Source organism: Streptomyces sp. Z423-1 (assembly GCF_013009255.1).
Taxonomy (GTDB): domain Bacteria; phylum Actinomycetota; class Actinomycetes; order Streptomycetales; family Streptomycetaceae; genus Streptomyces; species Streptomyces gossypiisoli.
This window is the reverse complement of record NZ_CP053109.1, coordinates 3,375,431-3,399,357: the sequence shown is the minus strand read 5'-3', so window position 1 is coordinate 3,399,357 and position 23,927 is coordinate 3,375,431. Positions and strand designations below refer to the sequence as shown.

Annotated in this window: 22 protein-coding genes; 13 read left to right on the top strand and 9 right to left on the bottom strand. The window is 70.2% G+C overall.

Annotation, left to right across the window (positions count from 1 at the left end; genetic code table 11):
- Positions 1-9 precede the first annotated feature (9 nt).
- Both HJD23_RS15205 and HJD23_RS15200 read left to right on the top strand, forming a co-directional pair.
- Positions 10-591, top strand: coding sequence for an XRE family transcriptional regulator (locus tag HJD23_RS15205; RefSeq protein ID WP_232107987.1), 582 nt, complete (start codon positions 10-12; stop codon positions 589-591).
- 279 nt (positions 592-870) lie between these two features.
- Positions 871-1,365 (top strand): DUF1877 family protein, encoded by a 495-nt coding sequence (locus HJD23_RS15200; RefSeq protein WP_171114253.1) that lies wholly within the window; start codon positions 871-873, stop codon positions 1,363-1,365.
- Positions 1,366-1,571: 206 nt separating this feature from the next.
- Here HJD23_RS15200 and HJD23_RS15195 read toward each other — a convergent pair whose 3' ends face one another.
- From HJD23_RS15195 to HJD23_RS15185, 3 genes are all read right to left on the bottom strand, one after another.
- The gene (locus HJD23_RS15195; RefSeq protein WP_171114252.1) at positions 1,572-2,015 is read right to left on the bottom strand and encodes a hypothetical protein; all 444 of its coding nucleotides are present in this window, start codon (positions 2,013-2,015) and stop codon (positions 1,572-1,574) included.
- A gap of 151 nt (positions 2,016-2,166) precedes the next feature.
- Positions 2,167-3,267, bottom strand: a complete 1,101-nt coding sequence (locus HJD23_RS15190; protein ID WP_171114249.1) for a hypothetical protein — start codon at positions 3,265-3,267, stop codon at positions 2,167-2,169.
- 24 nt (positions 3,268-3,291) lie between these two features.
- A complete protein-coding gene (locus HJD23_RS15185; protein ID WP_171114248.1) occupies positions 3,292-4,890 on the bottom strand; it encodes a M48 family metallopeptidase in 1,599 nt (532 codons plus the stop codon).
- Between the two features lie 629 nt (positions 4,891-5,519).
- On the opposite strand from HJD23_RS15185, the gene HJD23_RS15180 reads away from it, so the two are divergent.
- Entirely contained in the window at positions 5,520-6,332 is an 813-nt protein-coding gene (locus HJD23_RS15180; protein ID WP_171114247.1) for a DUF1963 domain-containing protein, read from the top strand.
- 260 nt (positions 6,333-6,592) lie between these two features.
- On the opposite strand, the gene HJD23_RS15175 is transcribed toward HJD23_RS15180, so the two are convergent.
- Positions 6,593-7,483, bottom strand: a complete 891-nt coding sequence (locus tag HJD23_RS15175; RefSeq protein ID WP_171114246.1) for a septum formation family protein — start codon at positions 7,481-7,483, stop codon at positions 6,593-6,595.
- Positions 7,484-7,979: 496 nt separating this feature from the next.
- Between HJD23_RS15175 and HJD23_RS15170 the strand changes: the two genes are divergently transcribed.
- From HJD23_RS15170 to HJD23_RS15140, 7 genes are all read left to right on the top strand, one after another.
- Positions 7,980-8,849, top strand: a complete 870-nt coding sequence (locus HJD23_RS15170) for a DUF3152 domain-containing protein (protein WP_240980715.1) — start codon at positions 7,980-7,982, stop codon at positions 8,847-8,849.
- Positions 8,850-9,031: 182 nt separating this feature from the next.
- Complete coding sequence (locus HJD23_RS15165) at positions 9,032-9,463, top strand: hypothetical protein (protein WP_171114245.1); 432 nt, start codon at positions 9,032-9,034, stop codon at positions 9,461-9,463.
- On the top strand, positions 9,460-10,329 hold the full coding sequence (locus HJD23_RS15160; protein ID WP_171114244.1) for a hypothetical protein: 870 nt from the start codon (positions 9,460-9,462) through the stop codon (positions 10,327-10,329). The genes HJD23_RS15165 and HJD23_RS15160 overlap by 4 nt, the downstream gene beginning before the upstream one ends.
- 112 nt (positions 10,330-10,441) lie before the next feature.
- Positions 10,442-11,059: an RNA polymerase sigma factor gene (locus tag HJD23_RS15155; protein ID WP_171114243.1), complete on the top strand. Its 618-nt coding sequence runs from the start codon at positions 10,442-10,444 to the stop codon at positions 11,057-11,059.
- A gap of 262 nt (positions 11,060-11,321) precedes the next feature.
- Positions 11,322-12,188: a hypothetical protein gene (locus HJD23_RS15150; RefSeq protein WP_171114242.1), complete on the top strand. Its 867-nt coding sequence runs from the start codon at positions 11,322-11,324 to the stop codon at positions 12,186-12,188.
- A gap of 415 nt (positions 12,189-12,603) precedes the next feature.
- Positions 12,604-13,272, top strand: coding sequence for an RNA polymerase sigma factor (locus tag HJD23_RS15145; RefSeq protein ID WP_171114241.1), 669 nt, complete (start codon positions 12,604-12,606; stop codon positions 13,270-13,272).
- The gene (locus HJD23_RS15140) at positions 13,272-14,342 is read left to right on the top strand and encodes a hypothetical protein (RefSeq protein WP_171114240.1); all 1,071 of its coding nucleotides are present in this window, start codon (positions 13,272-13,274) and stop codon (positions 14,340-14,342) included. The genes HJD23_RS15145 and HJD23_RS15140 overlap by 1 nt, the downstream gene beginning before the upstream one ends.
- A 202-nt stretch (positions 14,343-14,544) precedes the next feature.
- On the opposite strand, the gene HJD23_RS15135 is transcribed toward HJD23_RS15140, so the two are convergent.
- Positions 14,545-15,420 carry a L,D-transpeptidase family protein gene (locus HJD23_RS15135; protein WP_171114239.1) on the bottom strand — a complete coding sequence of 292 codons (876 nt, stop codon included), beginning with the start codon at positions 15,418-15,420 and terminating at the stop codon, positions 14,545-14,547.
- A 131-nt stretch (positions 15,421-15,551) separates the two neighbouring features.
- On the opposite strand from HJD23_RS15135, the gene HJD23_RS15130 reads away from it, so the two are divergent.
- Together HJD23_RS15130 and HJD23_RS15125 are read left to right on the top strand one after the other, a co-directional pair.
- A complete protein-coding gene (locus HJD23_RS15130) occupies positions 15,552-17,132 on the top strand; it encodes a methylmalonyl-CoA mutase family protein (RefSeq protein WP_171114238.1) in 1,581 nt (526 codons plus the stop codon).
- Between the two features lie 90 nt (positions 17,133-17,222).
- Positions 17,223-17,798, top strand: coding sequence for a Uma2 family endonuclease (locus tag HJD23_RS15125; protein WP_240980714.1), 576 nt, complete (start codon positions 17,223-17,225; stop codon positions 17,796-17,798).
- Positions 17,799-17,814: 16 nt separating this feature from the next.
- On the opposite strand, the gene HJD23_RS15120 is transcribed toward HJD23_RS15125, so the two are convergent.
- Positions 17,815-18,759, bottom strand: a complete 945-nt coding sequence (locus HJD23_RS15120) for a class I SAM-dependent methyltransferase (protein WP_171114237.1) — start codon at positions 18,757-18,759, stop codon at positions 17,815-17,817.
- A 642-nt stretch (positions 18,760-19,401) separates the two neighbouring features.
- Positions 19,402-20,667: a polymorphic toxin-type HINT domain-containing protein gene (locus tag HJD23_RS44985; protein ID WP_171114235.1), complete on the bottom strand. Its 1,266-nt coding sequence runs from the start codon at positions 20,665-20,667 to the stop codon at positions 19,402-19,404.
- A gap of 22 nt (positions 20,668-20,689) precedes the next feature.
- Between HJD23_RS44985 and HJD23_RS15110 the strand changes: the two genes are divergently transcribed.
- Positions 20,690-21,400 (top strand): hypothetical protein, encoded by a 711-nt coding sequence (locus HJD23_RS15110; protein ID WP_171114234.1) that lies wholly within the window; start codon positions 20,690-20,692, stop codon positions 21,398-21,400.
- A 106-nt stretch (positions 21,401-21,506) separates the two neighbouring features.
- Here HJD23_RS15110 and HJD23_RS15105 read toward each other — a convergent pair whose 3' ends face one another.
- Together HJD23_RS15105 and HJD23_RS15100 are read right to left on the bottom strand one after the other, a co-directional pair.
- Entirely contained in the window at positions 21,507-22,700 is a 1,194-nt protein-coding gene (locus HJD23_RS15105) for an acyltransferase (RefSeq protein ID WP_240980713.1), read from the bottom strand.
- 247 nt (positions 22,701-22,947) lie between these two features.
- Positions 22,948-23,877: a class I SAM-dependent methyltransferase gene (locus HJD23_RS15100; RefSeq protein ID WP_171114232.1), complete on the bottom strand. Its 930-nt coding sequence runs from the start codon at positions 23,875-23,877 to the stop codon at positions 22,948-22,950.
- Between the last annotated feature and the right edge of the window lie 50 nt (positions 23,878-23,927).

The window sequence follows — 23,927 nt, the reverse complement described above, 5'->3', positions numbered from 1 at the left end:
GACGAGGAAATGATCTGGCCCCAGGTAGTCAAGGACCGCATCAAGACCGGCACGGACCGCGAGATCACCCACAGCTACCCATACCGATCAGCAGCGCCGTCCTCCGTGTGGTCCGAACTGACCGAGGGCGCCACGCAAGAGATCTACCTCGCCGGGTACACGAACTACTTCCTCTTTACGTCCGTCCCGGCGTTCTCTGAGACGCTGCGCCGCAAGATCGATTCAGGGGTCCGGGTCCGTTTCCTGATCGGCGACCCGGAGGGCGAGGTGACGCGGCAGCGCGAGTCCATCGAGGACACGGCTCTGACGGTCTCCACCCGGATCCGAATCTCCTTGGAGCACCTGGACCGCCTCGGCTCCCTGGAAGGGCTGGAGACGCGATTCTCGGCCCCCGAGGACGCCGTGAACCACGTGAGCCTGAGCGTCTTCCGGTTCGACGACGACGCCCTTGTGACGCCCCATCTCGCGCGGCTGGTCGGCCACGACTCGCCCCTGCTGCACCTCCACCGGCAGGGCGACCGCGGCATGTTCGACCGCTTCCGTGATCACGCCGAGGAACTGTGGACCCGAGCTGTTCCGATCACACCCTGACGCAGAGAACGACGCGCGGCCCCCGTCACCATTTCACGATGAGGGCCGCGTACGTCGCCGACATGACCAACGAACGGGCCGCCGACCATCTCCCGCGTCATCCTGCGCCGCCTGCCCGACTAAGGCGCGTGGGCCGAGGCGGGCGAGCTTGAGCCGGCATGTAGCTGCAGGCCGCGGCCCCGGCCTGGGTCCAGATCACGCGTTCGAGGACACCCACCGCGGCCAGAAGGTCCACAACCTCACCGTCGACGGACAGCACACCTGAGAGGTGGTACCGCCATGGGGCTTTCCATGCGCATGCGGCGAATTGACCCGTCCGGCGTGGATGAAGGTCTGGACGCCCTTGAAGCAGAGTTCGAAGCAACTCTGGACGCTTCGGTCTACGAGGAGGAATGTGCCGCGGGAATTCTCTGCGACCTCGCCGAGGAGTGGCGAGCGGTTGAGACGACATTCAAGGGCCGGGGCAGCGGTTACGGTCCGATCAGCGATGTGCCCGTCATGGGCGGGATTCTTCTTGGACATGTGGACACTCCGCCGGACGCGATCGTGCTTCTGCCTCAGGACGGCGTCCGGGCGGCGGCGGATTTCCTGGCGCAGATCGACGTTCCTCGGCTGATCGAGGCCAATCGGGAGGAGCTGACGTGGCAGAACGCCGGCTCGCTGTCCGACTGGGTGATCGAAGGGATCATCAGGGACGCGGAGAACCTCAAGCGTTTCTACGGCCTCGCGGCAGCCGCCGGGCAGGTGGTCGTGAAGCGGATCTCCATGGAGTGACGTTCAGCAGCACGCCGGCCCAGCCAGGAGGCCGCCATCACCATCTCCCCGCCCATACCATCGGCCGAGCGCGAGCCGCTCTTCGTACCGAAGGCGATGACGACCGTGGTCGTGGCCGGTTCGTATGCCGCCTCTGAGCGGACACGGCCAAGACGGCGAGTGCGGGGCGGAAGGGGTTTGATGCCGCGTACGGGGAATGCTCGCTGTCAGTCACCGGAGAAACCCCAGAAGTAGATCTCTGCGGGTTTTCCCTCAGAGTCGTGCAGCACGACACATCGGCCGAACCAGCGTCGGCTCGCGAGGGGGCGAAGAGCCTCAACGTGGGCCCTGGTGAGTCGATCGGTGCCGACGACCCGCAGCGCCTCGGCTGATGAGACCGGTTGCACGGTGAAATAGTCGGGCTCTTCGGTTGGTTGGAGGACCCGGTGCATGTCCAGGATGGAGTGGGTGCCCTCCTCCTGGACCGTTTCGTCTTCCCACAACTCCTCCAGGGCTGCCGGCCTTGGCTTGGTGACCCCGTCGGGGAGGTCGTGGTCGCAGGGATCCCAGTAGTAGTCCTCAGTTTGGAAGACCTTGTGGCGCAGGTCGCGCAGTGCGGCCCCGAGGTCTTCCTGGTAGGGCACGTAGTAGTCCCATCCTGATGCGCCCACGACGCACCTGCTTTCTTGTGGTGTGTGCGACAGCGAGCCGGTAGCCAGCACGGTCGGCTGACAACGGCCCTGGGAGAGGGCGTGACCAGGCGTCGAGTGATGTGGGAACGGCGGTCTGCGCATCGAACGTCGTGCGCACCACGGCGTGGTGTCACCGTCCGCCACACTTCTTCAGGACCTGGGCGGCGCTGTAGTCGCGGACGCGGACATAGTCCTCGGCCAGGTCGTTTCCCGCGTACGACCAGGGCTCGGCGTCGATGTAGCCGTCCACCAGGCGGAACTGCTCGACCGCCGCCTCGTAGCGGTCCTGCCAGAACAACAGGCTCGCCAGGATGTGGCGCACCGGCGGGATCCGCGGATCGTGCGGGTTCGTCGCGGCCGCCACCGCGACGTCGGCCAGTGCCGCGTCCACGGCGGCGACGATCTCCGGGCGCTTGTAGTACTCGTCCTCGTCGAGGTCGTCATGCGCGATCTCGTACTCGAAGTACGCGTACAGCGGCAGCACGCTCAGCAGTTGGCCGGGGGCACCCTTTGCGGCCCCGGCCCGTGCGAAGGACTGCGCCAGTTCGTGCGAGCCGCGCCACTTGGCGCACCAGTACTGCAGCGCGGCGGTGTGGGCGGCCAGGTGGTACGGGTCGCGCTTGTCGATCTCGGCCCAGAGCGCCTCGAAGGCGGCGTGCGGATAGCCGAGGCCCATGGCCAGGGGGATCTCCACGATGTACGGGCAGGGGTCGTCCTCGCCACCGAGCGCCTGCGCCTCCTTGCAGGCCCCGTGTGCCCGCTCCAGCATCCGGTGGAAGCCCGCGAACTGCTCCTCGGTGGTGTGCCGTGCCGTCTGCGAGCCGCGGATCTCCCAGGCCAGGTCGATGAGCGACTCGGCCTGCACCAGGGCCGCGCCGGGGTCCTGCGGATGGGCGGTACGCCAGGTAAGCAGCCAGGAGTCGTCCTTCACGGCCTCGTTGGCCAGCAGGCTGGAGCGGCGGTCACGCTCATGCCAGTCGCGGCCCGCCTCAGCCAGATACGCCGCCCCCGCCTGCCAGTTCCCCGCCCGTACGGCCTCCAGAACGGCCTCGTCCCGTGGATCGGGGGCGGAGGAGCGCTCGGTGTCGAGCCGCTCGGCGGGCAGAAAGCCCAGCTGGGCGGCGGCCTTTGCCAGGTCTCGGCTGTGGGTGCGCCCGGTTGAGGATCTCCACCTGCGGTACCCGAACCAAACGGCGACGAGGATCCCGACGATCGGGATGATGCGGTCCATGGACCTTCCTTGAGCAGTAGGCGATCAGTGAGTGGGAGCGAACAGTTGGCGCAGCGCGCGTGTGTCCGGTACGTCGGCGACGGCCGCGTCCAGCGCGGACTTCAGCCACTCCTCGTAGCCGTCGGGCATTCGCAGCTTCGCGGACTCGGTCCAGGACAGCTCCCAGTGTGCCCAGCCGCGTCGTACCAGCTCATCGGCGACCAAACCGGACAGTGCCGCACGGATTTCCGGGCGGGCGAACTCCCGCGCCACACGGCCCGTCGCGCTCGCGGCCTCCTCCGACGTGGGCAGCCGTTCGGCCATCTGCCACAGCCGACCCGCGTCGATCGCGTCCAGCGCGGCCTCCAACGAGCCGTCGCCACCGTGCACGTCACGCACCGCCTGACGGAACGGTTCGGCGGACTCGGCCGCGTACTGTGCCATCGACGCGTGCACCAGCTGCGGCCAGTCCGCGGCCCGCCGCAGCTGCCGAGCCGCGGGCGACAGCGCCGCGTGCTCGACCTCGACGAAGGCGCGGGCCGGGTCGGAGAGCAGGGCCAGCGCCGGGCGCGCGCCGGCCGGACTCCGTCCGTCGTATGGCAGTTGCTCGATGCGGGCGACGCGGTCGGCGATCGGCGGGTGGGAGTCGTACGCGGAAGGCTCCTCCCGCGGCACCGACCTGCGCATCTCCTCCAGCTCTCCGGCACGCGCGGCGAGCAGATGACGCAGGCCGCCGAAGACCTCTCCGGGCGGTGGCAGTAGCCCGGCGCCGGTGCCGAGGGTCGCATACGACTCCATGTAGAAGCCGAACGCGGCGTCGAGTACAGGGATCTCACGGAGCGCCGACGAGGTGGCGTCGCGGCCGGCGATACGGGCGGCGGCGAGGTCGGCAGCGTACTCCTGCTGCCGCATGGTGCCGAGCATGGCGCGGACGTAGAGGTGTCCGTATGCCTTGAAGGGCATGGCCGCGAGCCGGTAGCTCAAGCCTGCGAAACCGATGTCGGCCTCGCGGGCCTCCTTGCCCTTGGCAGCCCTCCTCGCCTCCTTCTTCTCCAGCCGGGCCTGCTCCTTGGCGGCCTTCTTCGCGGAGCGGTCGTGGAGCGCGGCGACGGTGCGGGTGACCTGGGTCCAGCCGCGCCGGTTGATCGCGGAAAGCCGGGTGTCGTGGTTGCTGTAGTGGCCGAACTCATGGGCCAGGACAGCCGTCAGCTGCGGCTCGCTGAGCCCGGTCATCAGCGGCAGGCCGATGATCAGCCGCCGTTTGCCGGGCCGCAGCCCGAACAGCCTGGCATCCTCCGAGACGGCCGCGTTGACCTGCGTCACGAGATGGACCTCATCGGGCGCGCGGGTCCCGATCTGCTCGGCCAACGAGCGGACGAGAGCCCAGAGCTCGGGCTCCCGCTGCTCGGTCACCGGCACCCCGCCCGGATCGTCGCTCCGGGGTGCGCGCAGGGTGAACATGCCCTGCACGATCGGGATCGCGAGCAGGGCGGACACGATCCAGATCTTGAGGTAGGCGGTGCCGGAGGTGGACTGCGCGGCGGCCCAGTCGATGGCGACGAGGGCGCCGAGCAGGATGAAGCCGAGCAGGTAGAAACCGGCGAGCAGGACGAGAGCGCGCGCGGCGCGCAGAGTGGCTCCCACTACGGGCAGAGCTCCCCCCAGGGTGGGACATGGCAAGCAGCGTGGGGGGCCGGCGCGGGAGTATGCCCCGCCTCTGGATGTGGCTGCAAACGCTTGCGCATAGCGGCTGATACGCATACATCGATGACAACAGGGGCCAAACAGCGGGTAGCCGAGCCCATCCCGACCCAATGTCAGTGATCGCTGCCCTGCTGCCCGGCAACGTCGACAGCACGGGAGCACAGCATGGTGGAGCAGGCAGTACGACCCATAGTCGAGGCGATCGTCTCGCAGGCCCCGAACGGCTGGACGCACGCAGTACTGCACGGCCGGACAGGGCGGGGCGGTACCTCGGTGACCGCCTGGCTAGACCCCGCAGAGGGGCCGGTGAGCTGGCCGTGGCGTCCACTTCGGTCCCGCGTGCGACGGCAGCGAGAGAGGGGTCTGCCCGCCGGGAGCGGTCTTCGCGGCCCGAGAAGCTGACCCCGGCCGAGCGTGCCAAGAGCGACCGCGCCGGCCAGACCACCCATCCCGCCCGGTCCGACCCGGGCCGCGCAGCCGCTGCCGGCCCGCACGCCTGTACCAGCGTGCCGAGCCTCGAATGCCTCTGGCCGGGGGCATCAACGGTCTTTGGTGGGAGCATCGCAACCATGACGACCCCGCATCACATACCTCAGCCTCCGGACGATCTGGAGGCGTTGATACCCGAACTGGCCGGGCTCGGGAAGCGGACGACCCTGCTGCTGACGAAGGACGGGGACCCCACGGCCCGGGAGAGTTCCGTCGGTGGGCCCCTCCTATGGCCCGCCGGTGAACCCTGGCCGTACTGCGATCGGCCCGGGCATGAGGCCGGATGGCCGCACGTGACACCCCCGGCGGGGCCGGTGCCGATGGTCCCTGTGGTGCAGTTGTTTGCGCGGGACGTGCCTGAACTGCGGTTCCCCGAGGGTAAGGACGTGCTGCAGATTGTGTGGTGCGCGCTGCTGCATTGCGAGGATCCGATCTGCGCCGCGCGGCCCCGCATTCACTGGCGCAGCGAGGCGGAGGTGGTCGCGGGCGGGTTGCTCGGCGAGGTCCCCGTTCCGGGCGAGGGTGAGTACTGCGAGGACTTCATGCCGCGGCCAAGGAGGATGTCACCGACCAGTGCTCTGGAGTACCCGAACTGGGACATGCCCCGTGAGGTCAGGCAGAAGATCCAGCCCCGGATCGAGGAGATCGAGGCGCGGTACGGGTGTTACTACGTGGAATGGTGCGCACTCCAGACCAAGGTCGGCGGATACCCGGCCTGGACCCAGCCACCGGACTGGCCCTCCTGCGACCGCGGGCACCGTATGGAGCATCTGCTCAGTGTGACCGGGGAGGAGGACATGGACATGGGGGACGCCGGGGGAATGTATTTCTTCGTCTGCCGGGGGTGTCCGGGGCCGGAGCTGCCGTACGCGTTTCGGTACGACTGTCACTAGTCACTAAGGGCGTGGCCCGGTGGCGTCTGAGGCTGTGAACAAGGCGTGCAGATACGCAACCGCCGTGCGGCCGACTGACCGGACGCGCCCGGTGGCTGGTTCTCCGCACCCGGCAAGCGGCCGGCGCACGGCGGCCTGGTGGGTACGGGTCCGCAGGTGGCCGGTCGGCGTGTCCTCGACACGGCACCGAGGCGTGGCCGGTCAATGAGGAGGCGGGGCCGCGTCCTTGGCGGACGCGGCCCCGCGTGGTCCGCAGGGCGTCAGGCCGCCCAGACCTCGGCCTCGTCGGCCGGGACGGTGGTGGCCAGGCCCAGTTCCTTGCGGGCGGCGACCGTCTTGTTCGGGTCGAGGCCGGTGAACGCCGGGTCGTAGGTGAGGTAGAACGCGTTGACGTCGGTGGCGCTCGCGGCCTTCTTCCAGTGCTCGGCCGTCTTCTTCAGCTGCTCGCGGAGCTTGCCGATCTCCGTGCCCTCGATGTCCTGCAGGCCTTCGAGGTGGGTATCGAGGGCGCCCGCGACGGCCTTGGCCTGTGCCTTGTAGCCGTCGAGGTCCTCCTCGACGGAATCCGCGTCGGGCTGGTTCGCCCACAGAGCGTCGTAGACGGCGTTCGCACCCTTCAGGTACGCGGTCTGCTCGGGCTTCAGGGACTTCGCGTCGGCCTGCAGCGAGCCGGTGAACTTGCCCGACTCATTGGTGTAGGTGCAGCTCACGGCGCGGTCACCCGTCGCCCAGCTCTCCTTGGTCGGGGTGTAGTAGTAGAGGTCGACCCCCTTGGGGAGCGCCCAGGTGTCCTGGGCGAACTTCCCTGCCTCGACCGGGCACCGCTCGTCGGCGATCGCCGCGACCGCGTCGTTGCCGGGGTACGTCTTCTCTCCGTCGATGTCGAATTCGCCGACGACCTGACCCGCGTGCGCCTCGTCGCAGGGCACGATCTCGACGGCGAACGTCTCGCCCTCGACCTTGCCGTTCGGGTTGTAGCAGTCCCCGACGCCCAGCGAGAACACCGATCGCTGGCGGGCCATCTTCTTCGCGCCGTCCTTGGCGCTGTCGACGGCATCCGAGACGTCCGAGCACCCCACCGCGCCGATCGCGAGCAGGGCGACGACGGCGGCTATGCCGCGAACAGGACGGTATGGGGCGCGAATTGCCATGACGTGCACATCCTCTTACGGAAACCTTATGAAGGGCGTGCGCATCGTATGTCACTCCTGTGACGGGACGGTGCGAAGGTTCTCGCCGGTCAGGGCGACCCTGCAGGGCGACCGCGCAGGGCGGGCTCCCTGGCCGGGTGCGGGCGTGGGTGTCCCTCTGCAGTCCGGTGCGTACGGGGTGACGGCCGTTGGCGGCCCGCCCGATCTCGCCCGGAATCTGCTGTTTATCCCCTTGGTTGACGTGAACGCGCCCCGCTTGTTACCCGTCTTTTCCGGGCGAGGGGATCTTGCACCTGGGGGAGAGGGGCTGGGTCGCCGCGCCGCTGAAGCCGAGTCGTACCACTGATACGGGGGGAATTCCGCCGTGGGTAAGCGTGCCAGAAACCAGAGGCCTCGGGAGCGCCGGAAGGGGGTGCCCGAAGCTTCGGCGAGAAGTCGGGGCCGTAGAGCCCGTTCCGGCGTCCGGGGGCAGTCATCCGGCCGTCGCCGCGGCCTCGTGCGGACCGTCCTGTCCGGGGCCACCTTCACCGCTGTGATGCTCGCCTCCGGAGCCGCCGTCGCGTACTGGCAGGACAGCCGTGGGGCCGACGACCGGGCGGTGGCGGAGGACGCCGGGGACATGCTGGAGGCGCACGTCGACGAGGCCGACGCGACACCCGTCCCGGAGCCGAGCACCAGCCCCTCCGGCATCCCCCGCGCCTCCCCCTCCCCCTCCCCCTCCCCCTCCCCTTCCCGTTCCCCCTCCCCCTCCGCTTCCCCGTCCCCCTCCCCATCGGCCACGGCCGGCACCATCGACATCCCGGCCACCGGCCCCGGCACCTTCACCACCGCACAGGCCGACGGGACGGTCGTCGGCACCGGCAGTCGCGTCCGGCGCTACATGGTGATGGTGGAGGACGGCATCGACGTCTCCGCGAGCGCGGCCGCCGCCGAGATCTCCGCGGTGCTCGCCGACGACCGGGGCTGGACCCGCGACGGCGTGAACTCCTTTCAGCTCGTCAGCTCCGGGTCGTACGACTTCGTTGTGAGGATCGCCACGCCAGGCACTGTGGACGGCATCTGCGGGGCCGCGGGTCTGCTGACGCGCGGTGAGGTCAACTGCAGCGTGGGGACCGACGTGGTGGTCAACCTCAAGCGGTGGGTGCTCGGTTCGCCGCAGTTCGACGGGCCCATCGGCGAGTACCGGGCGCTGATCGTCAACCACGAGGTCGGTCATCGGATCGGGCACGGACACGAGGGATGTCCCGGGCCGGGGCAGTCGGCCCCCGCGATGATGCAGCAGATCAAGGGTCTCGACGGCTGCGTCGCCAACGCCTGGCCCTACGACCGCGGCGGCCGGTACCTGGGCGGGCCTGCCGTTCCCTGACGTGCGGTGGATGCGCCGCCTCGCGGACGTATCAGACGCCGAAAGGTTGTACGTCTGCTGTGACGTCGCTGTGTGCGAATGAACACGTTCGTTACCCGTGATGCTCAGGAGGCGACATCCGCTTGGTCAGCGGGAGGACAAGAAGGAGTCCTTGCGTTGACCGAACAGAGGGTGGTGTCCCGATGAGCAGAGCGGACGAACGCATACCGTGCGCACGTGAGATGCGCCCCTACGCCGCGACCTTCGTCGCCCGGGTCACCGCCCGCAACCGGTTGCCGCTGGACTACTCCGTGGCCAGCCTGCGCCTCGTCGACTTCCTGATCGACGGGCTGCGCAAGGGCGGCGGCGACCGGGAGCGGGCACGGAAGACGCTGGTCGGGCTCGGGGTGTACGTCGGTGAGGTGCTCGTGCGCCGCGCGGGGGCGGTGTGGGTGGACTTCGACGCCGACCAGTGCGCCTACTTCGGCCAGCGGGTCGGCGTGCGCATGCCGGACGGGCGGATCTGGAATCCCCTCGGCAAGGTCCGCAACCGGTTCGACGTCGGCGGCCCCGGGGAGTCGCTTCAGACCTTCTATCTGACCCTGCACGGTCGGTCCCGGAGCGCCGTCGCATGAGAAGGCGCCTCGCCGCGACGACCGCGATCCTGGTCTCCGCCGTACTCCTGGGGTGCTCGGCAGCCGACGTGCCGCCCTCCGAGCCGAGCCACCAGGACGCCGCACCCACCGGGGCCGAGCCCGCACCCACCAGGGCCGAGCCCGCACCCACTCCCGAGACCGTCGCGGAGTTCCTCACCCGGGCCAAGGAGGCGATGGCCGCGGAGGAGGGCTGGCGATTCACCGTGCGGGGGAGCGAGGAACTGGTCCTGCAGGGGCAGAAGAGCGGCGCGACCTACTCGGCTGACGTGTACCGGACCACCGGCGATCCGTGGGCGCTGCACTCCACGGGCAACATCCGGAGCAGCAAGGGCGTGACCAAATCCGAGGAGATCTACGTCGTCGACGGCGTCGGGTACGTGAAGGAGGGCGACGCCGCCTGGCGGCACGGGCCCCTCTCCGACCCGGAGATCGCGGACAAGGTCGAGGATCCGGTCGCCGCGCTCGACGCGTTCGAGGGCTACGGCGACGCGGTCTCCCTCACCGTCTCGGACCGGCGGATCGAGCTGCGCGTCCGCACGGCGTCCGGCGCGCTGACCGCCGTACGGGACCAGGGCGTCGTACGCAAGGCCCTGCGTGAACTCGCCCCGACCCTGGAGCAGCTGCGCGCAGCCGGGGTCACGGCGCCGGAGAGCGGGATCACCGTGGAGCGTGCCGAGGAGTCGCTCGTCCTCGACTCCTCGACCTACCAGGTCACTTCGCACACCTTCCGGTGTGTCCTCCGCATCCCCTACGAGGGTCGGACCATCCGCTACGGCCAGGACGTGACCGAGCGGACCTCGGGGCCGTACGAGGAAGCCGTCGTGCTGCCGGACGGGGTGGGGTGACGGACGCGCTGTGACACTTGCCTCCCGACCGACGCTGAGGACCGTGGAGGGCAAGGGCGGCCGTGCCGCACGGTACGGACCCGCTGTGAACCGGTACGGACGAGGACAGTTCTTGGGCCAGGCAGGCGAACCCCGCCGCGTGCACGCGTACGACGGGGAATTGGGCGCGGCCGTCGCGCGGGCCCAGGAAGGTGACGAGGCCGCCTTCGCGGTCGCGTACCGGCTGGTGCAGCCAGGACTGCTCGGGTACCTGCGCGGGCTGGTCGGCGACGACGCCGAGGACGTCGTGTCCGAGGCCTGGCTGGAGATCGCCCGGGACCTGGGCCGGTTCAAGGGCGACGGGGCCGGGTTCCGGGGCTGGACGGCGACCATCGCCCGGCACCGGGCGCTGGACCATCTGCGTCGGCAAAAGGTGCGGCCCCAGTCGTCGGCGCTCGAACAGGACATGCTGGAGCTGCCCGGTCCGCACAGCACGCACGACCAGGCGCTGGAGTCGATCTCCACGGAGCATGCCCTGGAGCTGGTCCGCGGCCTGCCACGGGACCAGGCCGAGGCCGTGCTGTTGCGGGTCGTCGTCGGCCTCGACGCCCCCGCGGCCGCACGCGTCCTCGGCAAGCGCCCGGGCGCGGTGCGGACGGCCGCGTACCGGGGGCTGAAGCGCCTGGCCAAGCAGCTGGGCGTCGAAGGTGTGACGGATGACGGCCCTCGGACGCTGGGGGAATCGAAATGAACAGCGAGTGTGACGGCGGCGGCCGGAGCGGCTTATCGCGACGTGTGCGTGAGTCCTGCGGGGCATGAGGGACGTACAGCTCTACGGGCCCCCACACTCACAGCTGTCACATCAACCGCATAAGCCACAGAAGAATCACATGGCGCACCTGGATCACGGAGACGGCGTGGGCCGGAGAGCCATACGGGCCGAGCAGGGGCAGTAAGTCACACAAGCCCCACAGGCCACATCCAAACAGGTCGGACAAGGACGGGAAGCAGACATGGGTGAACGGCAGATCGGCGGTGGGTCCCCCGGCCGTCGGCGTGTGCACCCTGACGGCTTCGCTTCCGGGCACGAGCGCGGGCACGCGGCCGGCCCGAAAACAGCCCCCGACGCCGCCGCGCTGGAGGCGCTGCTCTCCGCCGCCGTGCCGCGCGGGCACCGCCCGGACACCGAGGGCGAGCAGCGGGCCGTGGCCGCGTTCCGGGCCGCCCGGGACGCGGGGGCACACCGGGCGCGCACCCGCCGCCGGGACGACTGGCGGCCCCGCGAGCAGCGGCGGCTGGTGCTGCCGGTGAAGACCATGCTCTCCCTCTTCATCGCGAGCCTCGCGCTGGGCGGCGTAGCGGTCGCCGCGATCGGCTCGTCCGACTCGCCGGACGGCCGCGTCGACGACCGGGGCAGGCCCGCCCCGCCGACCAGCGCCCCCGACCTGCCGGGCGCCGAGCCGTCCTCCGCGGCGTCCGACGCCGCCCCCGCGAAGCCCGGCCACCCGTCCACCGCTCAGGACACCGAGGCCAGGTGCCGCGCCTACGACCAGGTCGAGGGCCGCGGCAGCGCGCTGGACGCCAGGGCCTGGCGGCGGCTCGCCACGGAGGCGGGCGGCGAGGACAGGGTGGCCGCGTACTGCGCCGAGCAGTTGGCGGGGGCGGCGGCCAAGCGCCGGCCGAGCCAGGCGGCCACGCCGGGCGGCGGAGCCGCCAACGCGACGAACGGTGCCGGCGACAACAGTGCCGGCAACGCGGAGAGCGGCGCCGGGAACGCGGAGAGCGGCGCGGGCAACGCGAACAGCGGCGCCGGGAACGCGAACAATGGCACGGGTGGCGACCAGGCCGAAACGGCCACCGGCAGCGGCAAGAAGGACTGACCCACGGGGAAAGAGGCCTGGCCTCGCGCGCTCCCGTGTCTCCACTCGGGGCGCCACGAGCCATGCGCCAAAGCACGTGAGCCATGCGCCAAAGCAACGGCCGGGGCCGCCACCCCCCACAGGAGAGGCCCCGGCCGTCGCGCGGCACGGGCCGCGCGGCGGCCCGTACTTTCTTCAGCGTCTTGACTGCGTTTTCTGTCACACCCCGGCGCGTCACGAGTCAGTTGCATCGACGACGGACATGGACGAAGAGCGGTTTCAAGACGTAACGTGCCTTTCGCGCCGGAGTGCGGAGGCGGAAGACCGCCGCAACCACAGCCGTCCTTGAACGGCAACCACTCATTGAGGAACCACAACGGCGAGAACCCGGTCCGCGAGAGCGGCGCCGGTTTAGGCGCAAAGAAGGGCGCGCGCGGTGGGGGACGACGCGGAGCTGACGGCCGCGGTGCTCGCGGCACAGGGCGGGGACGAGACCGCGTTCCGGACGGTGTATCGCGCGGTGCACCCGCGGTTGCTGGGGTACGTACGGACGCTGGTCGGCGACCCCGACGCCGAGGACGTGGCGTCCGAGGCCTGGCTGCAGATAGCCCGGGACCTGGAGCGGTTCGACGGTGACGCGGACCGGTTCCGGGGGTGGGCCGCCCGGATAGCCCGCAATCGTGCGCTGGATCACATACGGATGCGTGGGCGGCGGCCCGCGATCGGTGGTGACGAGACCGAGCTGACCGGCCGGGCCGCCGAGTCCGACACCGCCGGCGAGGCGATCGAGGCCCTGGCCACCGACCACGCCCTCTCCCTGATCGCCCGGCTGCCGCAGGACCAGGCCGAGGCCGTGGTGCTGCGGGTGGTGGTGGGCCTGGATGCGAAGACCGCCGCCGAGACCCTCGGCAAACGAGCGGGAGCCGTGCGCACCGCGGCGCACCGGGGCTTGAAACGACTCGCCGAGCTGCTCGGTGACCTCGGCGGCGATCCGGAATCGGCCGGTGTGCTCGATGCCCTGCCGCCCCAGCGAGAACCGCGCGATCGCGCGGTGACGTCCGCGACTGTGACGCCTACGCGCACGCGGACGCAGAAGGACATGTGATGGCCGATGAGCAGTACAGGTGGCTGGACCGCGAAACGGCGGAGCGTTTGCTGAGCGGAGAGCCACTGGACGCTGCCGACACCGCCACCCCCGAGGAGGCCGCCCGGCTCGCCCACACGCTTGGCGCGCTCTCCGCGAAACCCCCGCTGACCAGCGACGAACTCCCCGGCGAGGCCGCCGCCCTGGCCGCCTTCCGCAAGGTGCGGGCGGACCGCGACAGCGAGCGCGCCGCCCTTGACGAGCCCGGCCGGGTACGGCCGTCCGACGCCGGACTGGTGCGCATCGGCGGCCGCACCGGTGGCCGTACGACCCCTGCCCGGCGCCCGCGCTGGGGCCGTCCCGTGCGGCTGGGGGTGGCCGCGGCGCTGGCCGCCGCCATGGCCGGCGGGGTGGCCGTCGCGGCCGGAACCGGAGTGCTGGGCACGCCGTTCCTCGACGACGAACCCGGCCCCGCCGCCTCGGTCTCGGCCGCCGAGCCGCCCGAGCGTGCGCCGGTCTCGCCCCCGCCGACGCAGCGCGAGCGGCCCGGCTCGGCCACGCCGGACGGCAGCACGAGCGGCCCCGCCGGCGAAAGCGCCGATCCCTCCGGCGACGACACCCCCGCCACCGGCGGGGACACCGGGAAGCGCACGGGCGATCGCGGCCACTGGCGGAAGGTGGTCACCTCGGCCTGCCGCGACCTGCGCGACGGCAAGAGCCTGGACGCCAGGCACAAGCGGGCCCTGACGGAGGCGGCGGGCGGTTCCTCGCGCGTGCGCACGTACTGCGCCGCCGTCCTCGGCGGCTCCGACGCCCAGGAGGACAAGGGCTGGGGCAACGGCGACAACGGCGACAACGGCGATAAGGGCGACGGCGCGAAGGCGGGCGGCAAGGACGGCGACGAGGGCCGCAGCAGCGGCGGCGACGGCGGCCAGGACGGCGGCGAGGGCAGCGGCGAGGACGACGGGGAGAACGGCACAGCCCCCGGCCTCGGCGGCTCGGGTTCCGGCACCTTCTCGGGGTCGCGGGGCCTCGCGCCGGGCCTGCCCAGGAAGGCGCAGTCGCTGCCGGTGACCCCGAATCCCTCGTAGTCACTCTCCTGACCTGCGATTTTGTCATCCCCCAGAGATTTTTTCGCCCGGGGTGTGACATTTTCGGCCGCGGCGGCGCAGTACTGAGTGAGCCGACTGGTCATCGGCTGTCGCACGGAGCCGGGGTTCCCCCCGTACCCACGGCTCGTGCATCAGAGCGCGGGCGGGACACGTTCCCCCGGTCCCGCCCGCGCCCCGAACCTCACCAGTGGACGACGACCTTGTCGCCGTTCCGCACCTCCCCGAACAGCTGCGCGATCGCTGCCTCGTCCCGGACGTTGACACACCCGTGCGAGGACCCGGCATAGCCCCGGGCCGCGAAGTCGGACGAGTAGTGCACGGCCTGCCCACCGCTGAAGAACATGGCGTACGGCATCGGCGAGTCGTACAGCGTGGAGTGGTGGTGACGGGACTTCCAGTACACCTGGAACACGCCCTCCCGGGTGGGCGTGTTCGCCGAGCCGAAGCGCACCGGCAGCGTCGTGACCGTGCGGCCGTCGATCATCCAGCGCAAGGTGCGGCTCGACTTGCTGATGCACAGCACGCGGCCGGTCAGGCAGCGCGCGTCGGGTGCGTCGGCGGGCTGGCCGCCCATCAGGTACAGGTCCCACTTGCCGGGCTCGCGGGTCATCTTCAGCAGCCGCTGCCAGGTGACGGTGTCCGTGGTGCCCGTCTGCGGCAGCCCGCGCTTGCCCTGGAAGCCACGGACGGCCTGCTCGGTCAGCTCGTCGTACGTCCCCGTCGGGCCGTCGAACAGCCAGGCGATCTGCCGCAGCCTGGCCTGGAGTTCGCGCACGTCACGGCCGGAGTCGCCGGGTGACCACAGGACCGGCGGCGGGGCCGGGGCCGGGGCGGTCGGCTTCTCGGGGGCCTTGGTCGTGTTCTCCGGGGTCTTGGTCGTGTTCTCCGGCGCCTTGGACGTGGCGGGTGGCGGCGCGGCGGGCGCCGCATCGGTGACGTCGACATGGATCGGCCCCCGTGGCTTTCCGTCCGTGTCCACGGCCTGCGCGGTGCAGCCGCACACCGTCACCAGCGCCGCCAGCGCGGCGATCGCCCTCCCCGTACCAGCACTGCGCATGACAGCCCCCGTCTTCTCACCGAACTGCACTGCTGTCCCCTGAGATGGCTTCCCGCGCGTGACGGGTTGCGAACGGCACGGCATCGTTATGAAGGAAGGAGTGAGTCACTGCTCGGCGGAAGGCACCCACCATGGCGCGCGAGTCGGAGTCCGGACTGCCCATCGAACCGGTGTACGGGCCGGACGCCCTGGACGGCTGGGACCCGGCCGTACGGCTGGGCGAGCCCGGCGCGTACCCCTTCACGCGGGGCGTGTACCCGACGATGTACACGGGCCGCCCCTGGACCATGCGCCAGTACGCGGGCTTCGGTACGGCGACGGAGTCCAACGCCCGCTACCGGCAGCTCATCGCACACGGCACGACCGGCCTGTCGGTCGCCTTCGACCTGCCCACCCAGATGGGCCACGACTCCGACGCGCCCCTCGCGCACGGCGAGGTCGGCAAGGTGGGCGTCGCCGTCGACTCGATCGACGACATGCGCGTGCTGTTCGGCGCGATCCCGCTGGACCAGGTCTCGACATCGATGACGATCAACGCCCCGGCCGCGCTGCTGTTGCTGCTGTACCAGCTGGTCGCGGAGGAGCAGGGGGTGCGGGCGGACCAGCTGACGGGCACGATCCAGAACGACGTCCTGAAGGAGTACATCGCGCGCGGGACGTACATTTTCCCGCCCAAGCCCTCCCTGCGGCTGACCGCCGACATCTTCCAGTACTGCCGGGCCGAGATCCCCAAGTGGAACACCATCTCGATCTCCGGCTACCACATGGCCGAGGCCGGCGCGTCCCCCGCGCAGGAGATCGCGTTCACCCTCGCCAACGGCATCGAGTACGTCCGTACGGCCGTCGCCGCCGGCATGGACGTCGACGACTTCGCCCCGCGCCTGTCCTTCTTCTTCGTCGCCCGTACGACGATCCTGGAGGAGGTCGCGAAGTTCCGCGCCGCCCGCCGCATCTGGGCCCGGGTGATGCGGGAGGAGTTCGGCGCGAAGAACCCCAAGTCGATGATGCTGCGCTTCCACACCCAGACGGCCGGAGTGCAACTGACGGCACAGCAGCCGGAGGTGAACCTGGTCCGCGTCTGCGTCCAGGCCCTGGCCGCGGTGCTCGGCGGCACCCAGTCCCTGCACACCAACTCCTTCGACGAGGCCATCGCCCTGCCGACCGACAAGAGCGCCCGCCTCGCCCTGCGCACCCAGCAGGTGCTGGCCCACGAGACCGACGTGACCGCGACCGTCGACCCCTTCGCCGGGTCCTACGCCATCGAGCGGATGACGGACGACGTCGAGGCGGCCACCGTCGAGCTCATGACGAAGGTCGAGGAACTGGGCGGCTCCGTCGCCGCGATCGAACGCGGCTTCCAGAAGAGCGAGATCGAGCGCAGCGCCTACCGGATCGCCCAGGAGACGGACGCGGGGGAGCGGGTCGTGGTCGGCGTGAACCGCTTCACCATCGACGAGGAGGAACCCTACGAGCCGCTGCGCGTCGACCCCGCCATCGAGGCCCAGCAGGCGGAACGCCTGGCCAAGCTGCGCGCCGAACGCGACCAGCGGGCGGTGGACTCGGCCCTGGCGGCACTGCGGAAGGCGGCCGGGGGCGAGGAGAACGTGCTCTACCCGATGAGGGAGGCGCTGCGGGCGCGGGCGACCGTGGGGGAGGTATGCAACGCGCTGCGGGGGGTGTGGGGGACGTATGTGCCGAGCGATGCGTTCTGACCTGGGCGATTACTTCGTACGGGTGATCGGGGGCGGAAATGGCCCATCCCCGGTTACGCTCGTGAAGAGTGCTCCCGAAAGGAGGTTGCCGTGGCCGTGATAGAGCGTGAGATGACAATCGACGAGGCTGCCGACCGTCTCTCCGCCTGGCTGCCCGGGCACCGTGTGGAGATCCTTCGAGGGAGCCTTGTCGTGACGCCGCCGCCGGATGGGCCGCACCAGGGCACGGTGTTCGAAGTCGGCTACGAGATTCGGCGGGCCGGGGCCAAGGAGGCGGGTCTCAGGGTGCTTCCCGGCGTCGGACTGTGGCTGCCCACAGGGCCAGCGGATTATGCGATTCCGGACCTGTCCGTGGTGGACGCCGACTACCGCGACGCCTTGGTTGAGAAGAACTGCTACGCCCCACATGTCTTCCGGTTGGTGCTGGAGGTGACTTCCTCCAACTGGACCGACGACACCGCCAACAAGGTCGAGATCTACGCCGAGACGGGCATCCCTGTCTACATCGTGGCCGACCGCAAGCACGACGAGGTACTCCTCTACACCGACCCGGCCGACGGCAAGTACCCCGACCCGCAGCGCTTCGAGCGCGGTCAGAGGGTGCCGGTGCCGGAGTCCGTCGGCGTTCGCGTGGAACTCCCGGTCGACACCCTCCTCGACGGCTGACCGTCTCCACGCCCGTTCAGCGCGCCGCCGAACGCCGGGCGGCGCGGGCCTTGCGGAGGGTGCGGGTGAGGAGCGGGGGCAGCAGGTCGGTGGCCAGGCGGCGGGCGCGGCTGCGGGGCGTGCGGGGCGGGGACGGACGGGTCGTCGCGGAGGCGGTGGCCTGCGCGGCGGGCTTGGGCACGGTGGGCCCGGGGTCCTCCTGCGCATGACGGGACGGCGGGAAGTCGGGGGCCTTCATGCCGTTGGACTTCAGGCGGACGAGGCGGTGTCCGGCGGCCTGCTGCACGCTGAGCCCGCAGTCGCCGCGGCCGCGAACCATCGCCAGCAACTCCTCCTGCACCGGCTCGGGGGCGCCCCAGGTGCCGTAGAGCTTCTGCGTGCTCAGGCAGATCGGGCGCAGACCCCGGCTGAGCACGGCCTCCCAGACGGCGACGGAGACACCGGGCGTGTGCTCGGAGCGGAAGTCGTCCAGGACGACGATCCCGTCCGGCAGCAGGACATCCCGTGCGGCGCCGATGTCGTCGTACACATGCTCGTACAGATGCGAGCCGTCGATGTGCACGAACCGGCAGGAGTTCCGCTCGACCTCGCCGGGCACGAGCGAGCTGGGGCCCTGCACGACGCGCGGGAGTTCGTCGTGGAAGGCGAGGTAGTTGACCTCGAAGGCCTGGCGGGTGAGCGCGCTGTACGACTTCGTCGACTCGGCCCGGTTGGCGTCGTCCGGGGCGTCGCCCTCGAAGAGGTCGCACACGGTGTAGCGCTCGCCCTCCCGGAGATGGCGGCCCAGGAAGATCGCGCTCTTGCCCATGTAGACCCCGACCTCCAGCAGGTCGCCACGAACGCCCGCGGCCTCCTGCCGGTTCAGGAGCCAGTCGAAGAGCACCTGGTCGAGTACGGGGAACCAGCCCGGGACGTCGTCGAGCCGGCGGGGCCGCGGGGGTGCCTCATGTGCAGTGGTCATGGAAGGCGAGCACTTCCTCGTTGCGGTGATCCGGTCAGGAGCTGCCCGGCGCCTGCCCGGGTGGACAACCCGTCCAACCCCCGAGAAGGTGAATACCGGGTCAATTCGCTACGTACCGTACGCGGTCCTGGCCGTGCCGGTGGTGCGAATGGCGCCGCGCCCGGTGAACGATTACCGGATTGCTTCAGTTACCCCCGTCCGGGCCGAGTATGCCGCGAGTCCCGCGCCCGTCTCGCCCGCCCAGCCGGCGAACGCCCGCACCCGCGCCGCCCGCGGCAGTGCGGAGAGGGTCCGTCAGCAGGCTGACGGACCCTCATGTCATCGAAAATGCTGCCCTTGAGCCCTACTCCCCTACAAACCGGAGAAATCGGTGGGGGCGCCGCAGGCATTCGTGGCAAAGCGCCATCAGCTTGTCCGCGAATTCTTCCGGCATGATGTCCGGATCGGATCTCACTTCGGAAATCTCCGCCAGTAGGGATTCGACTTGCAGTCGGTTGAGCACCGTATCCCCGTAAGGATCCAAGTGTCCGAGGATGGGATACCTTTTGCGATCCACCCCTCGGAGGACCGGATCAAACTCCGGGTCTGCGGCAACCGATGCCACAAGCTCCCCTCTGCCTGATCTCACGTCGACCCTGATCATCAGCGGTCCACGTCGCTCGGGAGTCCCGGGTGCATGGTGACCAATTCTCCATCCCGACCACTGCGGACGATTGTGTAGATTCTAGTCGGCAGGCCGTGCCGATCGGTCCCCACTATGCCGTTGGCCGTGATGAAGTACCGAATGTTTCCCGTGGCCTCCTGATAGACGCCGATCTGCCCGGCGCTTCCCGTAGCCAGTTCTCCGAGGTCTACGCCATCGTCGAACAGAGACTTCGTAGCATCTGCCTCGGCACCGCCTCGCATATGGCGAGGAATGACGTGGTCCTCGATGGTATAGACGTCCTCGGCGCAACCGCCACTGTTATGCACCAATACCGGCGTCGCCCCCGCCAGCACATAGTACGTGTGGGTTTCGGCGATGGCGAGGTTGTAGGTGCGTGCGTGCTTGGTGAAGGCGTGGTTGGCCTGCACACGGACGGTGGACCTGTCGCTGCTCAGGAGGGTCATTCCCGGCCTGAGCCTGCTCGCCTTGATCCAGTCGTGCTCCGAAGGGCTCCAGAACGGATGCTCGGCGGTGGCGGTGAGCTCTTCGGGACCGTTGCGGCTCGCGATCGTCAGCGTGTTGAAGTCCTTGTCGTCTTCGGTGACGATCCGGCGCTGGACCTGGCGTGAGGCCGTTTCGCCGGTGAGTGGATCTGTCGCGAGGACGTCCTCGCCCTGCTTGATGTCCTCGATGTTCTTCTTGGAGCCATCTGCCATGAGCACCTTGGTGCCGGCCAGGAAGCACTGGCTGCAGCCGCGCCTGACCAGTTTCAGGTTGTCATAGGCCTTTTCCAGTGCCTTGAGCTTGGCGCTGATGAGGACGTCGACCGCGAGGGCCCCGCAGTGCTCGAAGTCCTTCTGGCCGAGGCAGGCTTCGAGTTCGCCGAGGCCGGTGAGCTCTTTGGTGACGCCCCACAGCTGCTCCATGGCGGCGCCGAATTCGTCGCCCATGGAGAGGATGTCGCACTCGACTTCGTTGTGCTGGCACCAGCGGGCGAAGCCCTGCGGGTCGCAGGGGACGAGCGCCTGGCCGCAGCGGTAGATCTCGCGGGCGCGCGCCCCGGCCTCGTTCATCGCCTTCTGCTTGGCCGCGACCGCGGCCTTGCGCCGGGCCTCTTCCTCCTCCCGGTACTTGGTGACCGCGATGGTGAACGCCTCGGTGGCCGCCCTGAGCGCGGCCTTTGCGTCCTCGCCGGCGGCGATCGACGACTGCCGTGCCTGTTCGGCGGCGACCCACGCGCTGGACGCCGAGGCCTGGGCCATCTCCGAGGAGAGCGTCGCGTCCGTGGCCGATCGGGCCGCGTCCTCGGCGGCGACGTTCGCGCTGTCCGCCGCCGGTGATGGTCGCGGCGTCGCCGTCCAGGGCGGCCTCGGCCGCGGCACGCCCCCATGCCGTGCCGTTCTTCATCGCAAGGACGGCCAGCTCACGACCCTGGCGGGCGACGGCCGCCAGGTCGGCACCCGGCTCGGCAGCCGCAGCGACCAACCGGTCCCGCTCGGTGTCCCGGTCCCGGGCCGCCTGCTCCAGCACGGCCAGCTGGGCGGTCCTGGCGTCGTGGGCCGCCTTCTGATCCCTCGCACGCTCGATACCGGCGTTGGTACGGCCCAGCAGTTCCTCGGCCTCGACCTCACGGGCGAGCGTGTAGACCCACTGCGCCTTGACGACCGCCCCGCTCGCCGCGTTCGCGGCCGCGGTGGCCGCGTTGGCATGCTCGGTCGACTTCGCCGCAGCGGTGGCGGCCTCGCCCGCGTGGTCGGCGGCCTCGTCCGCCGCGGTGGCAGCGTTGTTCGCGTGCGTCGCGGCGGAGCGGGCGGCATCCCGCGCCTCACCCGCCGCGGTGGCGGCCTTTCGGGCCAAAGCCTCGGCGGCGGACGCGGCACGGTTGGCCTCGTCGGCGTGGCGCCGGGTGGCCGCGGCGGCGGCGCGCGCACCCACCAGCCCGGGCTGAACGGCCTGCCGCTCACCGGCAAGGCATTCGGCATGACGATCCGCTAGCGGCAAACATCGCCTGCCGGGGCCCTGAACCGCCGATGGTTCAGGGCCCCGGCGGCGGACGGCCCCGGCAGCGCGGTGCGGGAGGCGGCGAACGCCGCGCCGGACCTCAGCCCTTCACCACGCGCCGCCCGACCGAAGCCCCGGTCAGCGACCGGCGCAGCAGCGGCGTCGCCCACTTCTCCACGTACCGGTTGAGCAGCCACGCCACCAGCAGCATCAGCGCGACGGTCGAGGTGACCGTGACCCAGGAGGACAGTCCGAAGTCCTGGTGCAGAACTTTGATCACGACCCACCCCAGGTGCTCGTGGACAAGGTAGAACGGGTAGGTCAGCGCGCCCGCCACCGTCAGCCACCGCCAGTCGGCCCAGCGCAGCCAGCCCAGGGCGACGGCGAGGACCGCGGCGAAGCCGAAGGTGACGATGAGGATGATGACGAAGGACGAGCGGTAGGAAAACTGGTCCGGCGTCTGCGGGTGCCACAGGTCGGCCACCGCGTAGTGCTGACCGGTCAGCCAGCTCACCGCCACGATGCCCCACGCGGTGATGTCCCGCCGGTCGCGGTGCAGCAGGTAGATGCCGATGCCGCCGATGAAGAACGGCGCGTACTCGGGCATCAGGACCAGGGACAGAATCGGTTCTCCGGAGGACTGCGCGATGGCCGCGGCCAGCGTCCACACCGCGCAGAACAGCACGATCCGCCGCCGGTTGGCCCCGGGCAGCACGATGAACAGGGCGAACAGCGCGTAGAAGCGGACCTCCACCCACAGCGTCCAGTCCACGCCGAGCACCCGGTCCGCGCCCAGCGGCTCCTGAAGCAGGGTCAGGTTCAGCAGCGCGTCGCTCGGCGACACCGCCTCGTAGGCCACCGCGGGCAGCGCGAACACCGCCGTCACCAGGATGACCGCCACCCAGTACGCGGGCAGCAGCCGCGCGACGCGCGAGGCGAAGTACGAGCGCAGCGACCGGCCCCAGCCGCTCATGCAGATGACGAAACCACTGATCACGAAGAAGATCTGGACGCCGAGGCAACCGTAGGACAGCAGCGTGTGCAGCGTGGGGAACTGGAACTTCGGCGACGATCCCCAGGCCTCGGTGACGTATCCGCCCCGGCCGCCGTAGTGGTACCCCGCCACCATCAGCGCGGCCAGCAGCCGCAGTCCGTCCAGGGCCCGGAGCCGGCCGCCCGCGGCCTTGTCCCGCTTCCTGTTCTTCGACGTCGGATGCTCCGGCGGCGACGAGGTCTGCCCGGCCGGTGCGTTCGTGAGCGCTGCCGTGCCGGACTGCGCTTTCGTCGTGCTCACGACCGTTTCGGTCACGCTGACACCCCTCGTACCGCATCTGCGGGCCGTGCCCGGCGCAGCCGGTGATCGAAATGCGCCGGTTCGAAAAGAACGAATGTACGTGCCAACCCTAGGGCTCGAAATGGCGTGGCCCCGTGCACGGCAGGTGTGATTAGCCCATCGGACCCCTGTAGTTCATCTTCCGGAAAGATGAAGGGCTGCTGTGAGTTCGATATCACAGGAGTGATGCCAGGGCCCGGTAGGGCGCTCAAGAGGCCCGCAGAAACGCCGAACGGGCCGCCTTGCCGAGGTAGGTGAAACGCGACTCGCCCGCCAGGTGCTTGTCCATAGCGTCCTTGACGCCCGGCCAGTTCGGGTCACCGAAGTCGTCGAGCACCACGATCGCGCCGGGCGCCGCTATCTCCTCGGCCCACTGCAGATCCGCGAGGACACCCTCGGCCGAGTGGTCGCCGTCCACGATGATCACACCGTAGCTGCGGTCGGACACGGCCGCGCGGGTCTCGGGGTCCTCCGAGAAGCCCTGCTGGATGCGGGCGGCGCTGCCCGCCTGCCCGGCCAGCGCGAGGTTGGTCCGTACGGCGTGCTCGTCGACCGGGGTGCCCGTCGGGTCGTTGCGCTGCTCGGTTCCGGGCTGGAGCTGCACACCGGCGAACGGGTCGACGATGGTCAGGCTGGGGCTGCGGCCGGAGCGCTCCATCATCCGTATCAGCCCGGCGGAGAACATGCCGTACAGCGTGCCGATCTCCAGGATCTCGTCGTTCGGCGGGTCGAGCAGGGGGATCGTGCCGAGCTTGCCGCAGATGTTCATGGTGCCGCCGGCGATCCGGCCGACCCCCAGCGACTCCAGCGCGACCAGCAGTCGGAACGCCGCGGCGACGTTGCGCTCCGCCGCCTCGCGGTCACCGCCGCCCAGCTTCGCGACCTCGGCCTGGAGGCGGTCCAGGGCGCCAGGGACCACTACCCGGGAGATACCGCGCGCCCGGGGGCCGACCAGCAGGTCGAAGGTGAACTGATGCTGCCTCAGCAGCTGGATGTCCCGCTTGAGTTCCTCGTTCTCCAGCTGTGCCCGGGCGACTGTGGAGCGGACCTGCCGCTCGATGCGCTTGTCGATGAGGTCGGCCACGGGGCGCAGGACGCGTCGGGAGACCGAGCTGCGAAGCAGGGAGCGGCTTTTCATGGAACCGATGACCTCTACATCTCTCTGAGAGTTGACCCCGGCGTCAGTTC

Bases quoted from the DNA above. Each gene is read 5' to 3' on its own strand.
- HJD23_RS15120 (WP_171114237.1), bottom strand. From the start codon at position 18,759: ATGACCACTGCACATGAGGCACCCCCGCGGCCCCGCCGGCTCGACGAC.
- HJD23_RS15200 (WP_171114253.1), top strand. From the start codon at position 871: ATGGGGCTTTCCATGCGCATGCGGCGAATTGACCCGTCCGGCGTGGAT.
- HJD23_RS15150 (WP_171114242.1), top strand. From the start codon at position 11,322: ATGGGTGAACGGCAGATCGGCGGTGGGTCCCCCGGCCGTCGGCGTGTG.
- HJD23_RS15135 (WP_171114239.1), bottom strand. From the start codon at position 15,420: ATGCGCAGTGCTGGTACGGGGAGGGCGATCGCCGCGCTGGCGGCGCTG.
- HJD23_RS15130 (WP_171114238.1), top strand. From the start codon at position 15,552: ATGGCGCGCGAGTCGGAGTCCGGACTGCCCATCGAACCGGTGTACGGG.
- HJD23_RS15100 (WP_171114232.1), bottom strand. From the start codon at position 23,877: ATGAAAAGCCGCTCCCTGCTTCGCAGCTCGGTCTCCCGACGCGTCCTG.
- HJD23_RS44985 (WP_171114235.1), bottom strand. From the start codon at position 20,667: ATGGCCCAGGCCTCGGCGTCCAGCGCGTGGGTCGCCGCCGAACAGGCA.
- HJD23_RS15140 (WP_171114240.1), top strand. From the start codon at position 13,272: ATGGCCGATGAGCAGTACAGGTGGCTGGACCGCGAAACGGCGGAGCGT.
- HJD23_RS15165 (WP_171114245.1), top strand. From the start codon at position 9,032: ATGAGCAGAGCGGACGAACGCATACCGTGCGCACGTGAGATGCGCCCC.
- HJD23_RS15175 (WP_171114246.1), bottom strand. From the start codon at position 7,483: ATGGCAATTCGCGCCCCATACCGTCCTGTTCGCGGCATAGCCGCCGTC.
- HJD23_RS15180 (WP_171114247.1), top strand. From the start codon at position 5,520: ATGACGACCCCGCATCACATACCTCAGCCTCCGGACGATCTGGAGGCG.
- HJD23_RS15160 (WP_171114244.1), top strand. From the start codon at position 9,460: ATGAGAAGGCGCCTCGCCGCGACGACCGCGATCCTGGTCTCCGCCGTA.
- HJD23_RS15205 (WP_232107987.1), top strand. From the start codon at position 10: ATGATCTGGCCCCAGGTAGTCAAGGACCGCATCAAGACCGGCACGGAC.
- HJD23_RS15190 (WP_171114249.1), bottom strand. From the start codon at position 3,267: ATGGACCGCATCATCCCGATCGTCGGGATCCTCGTCGCCGTTTGGTTC.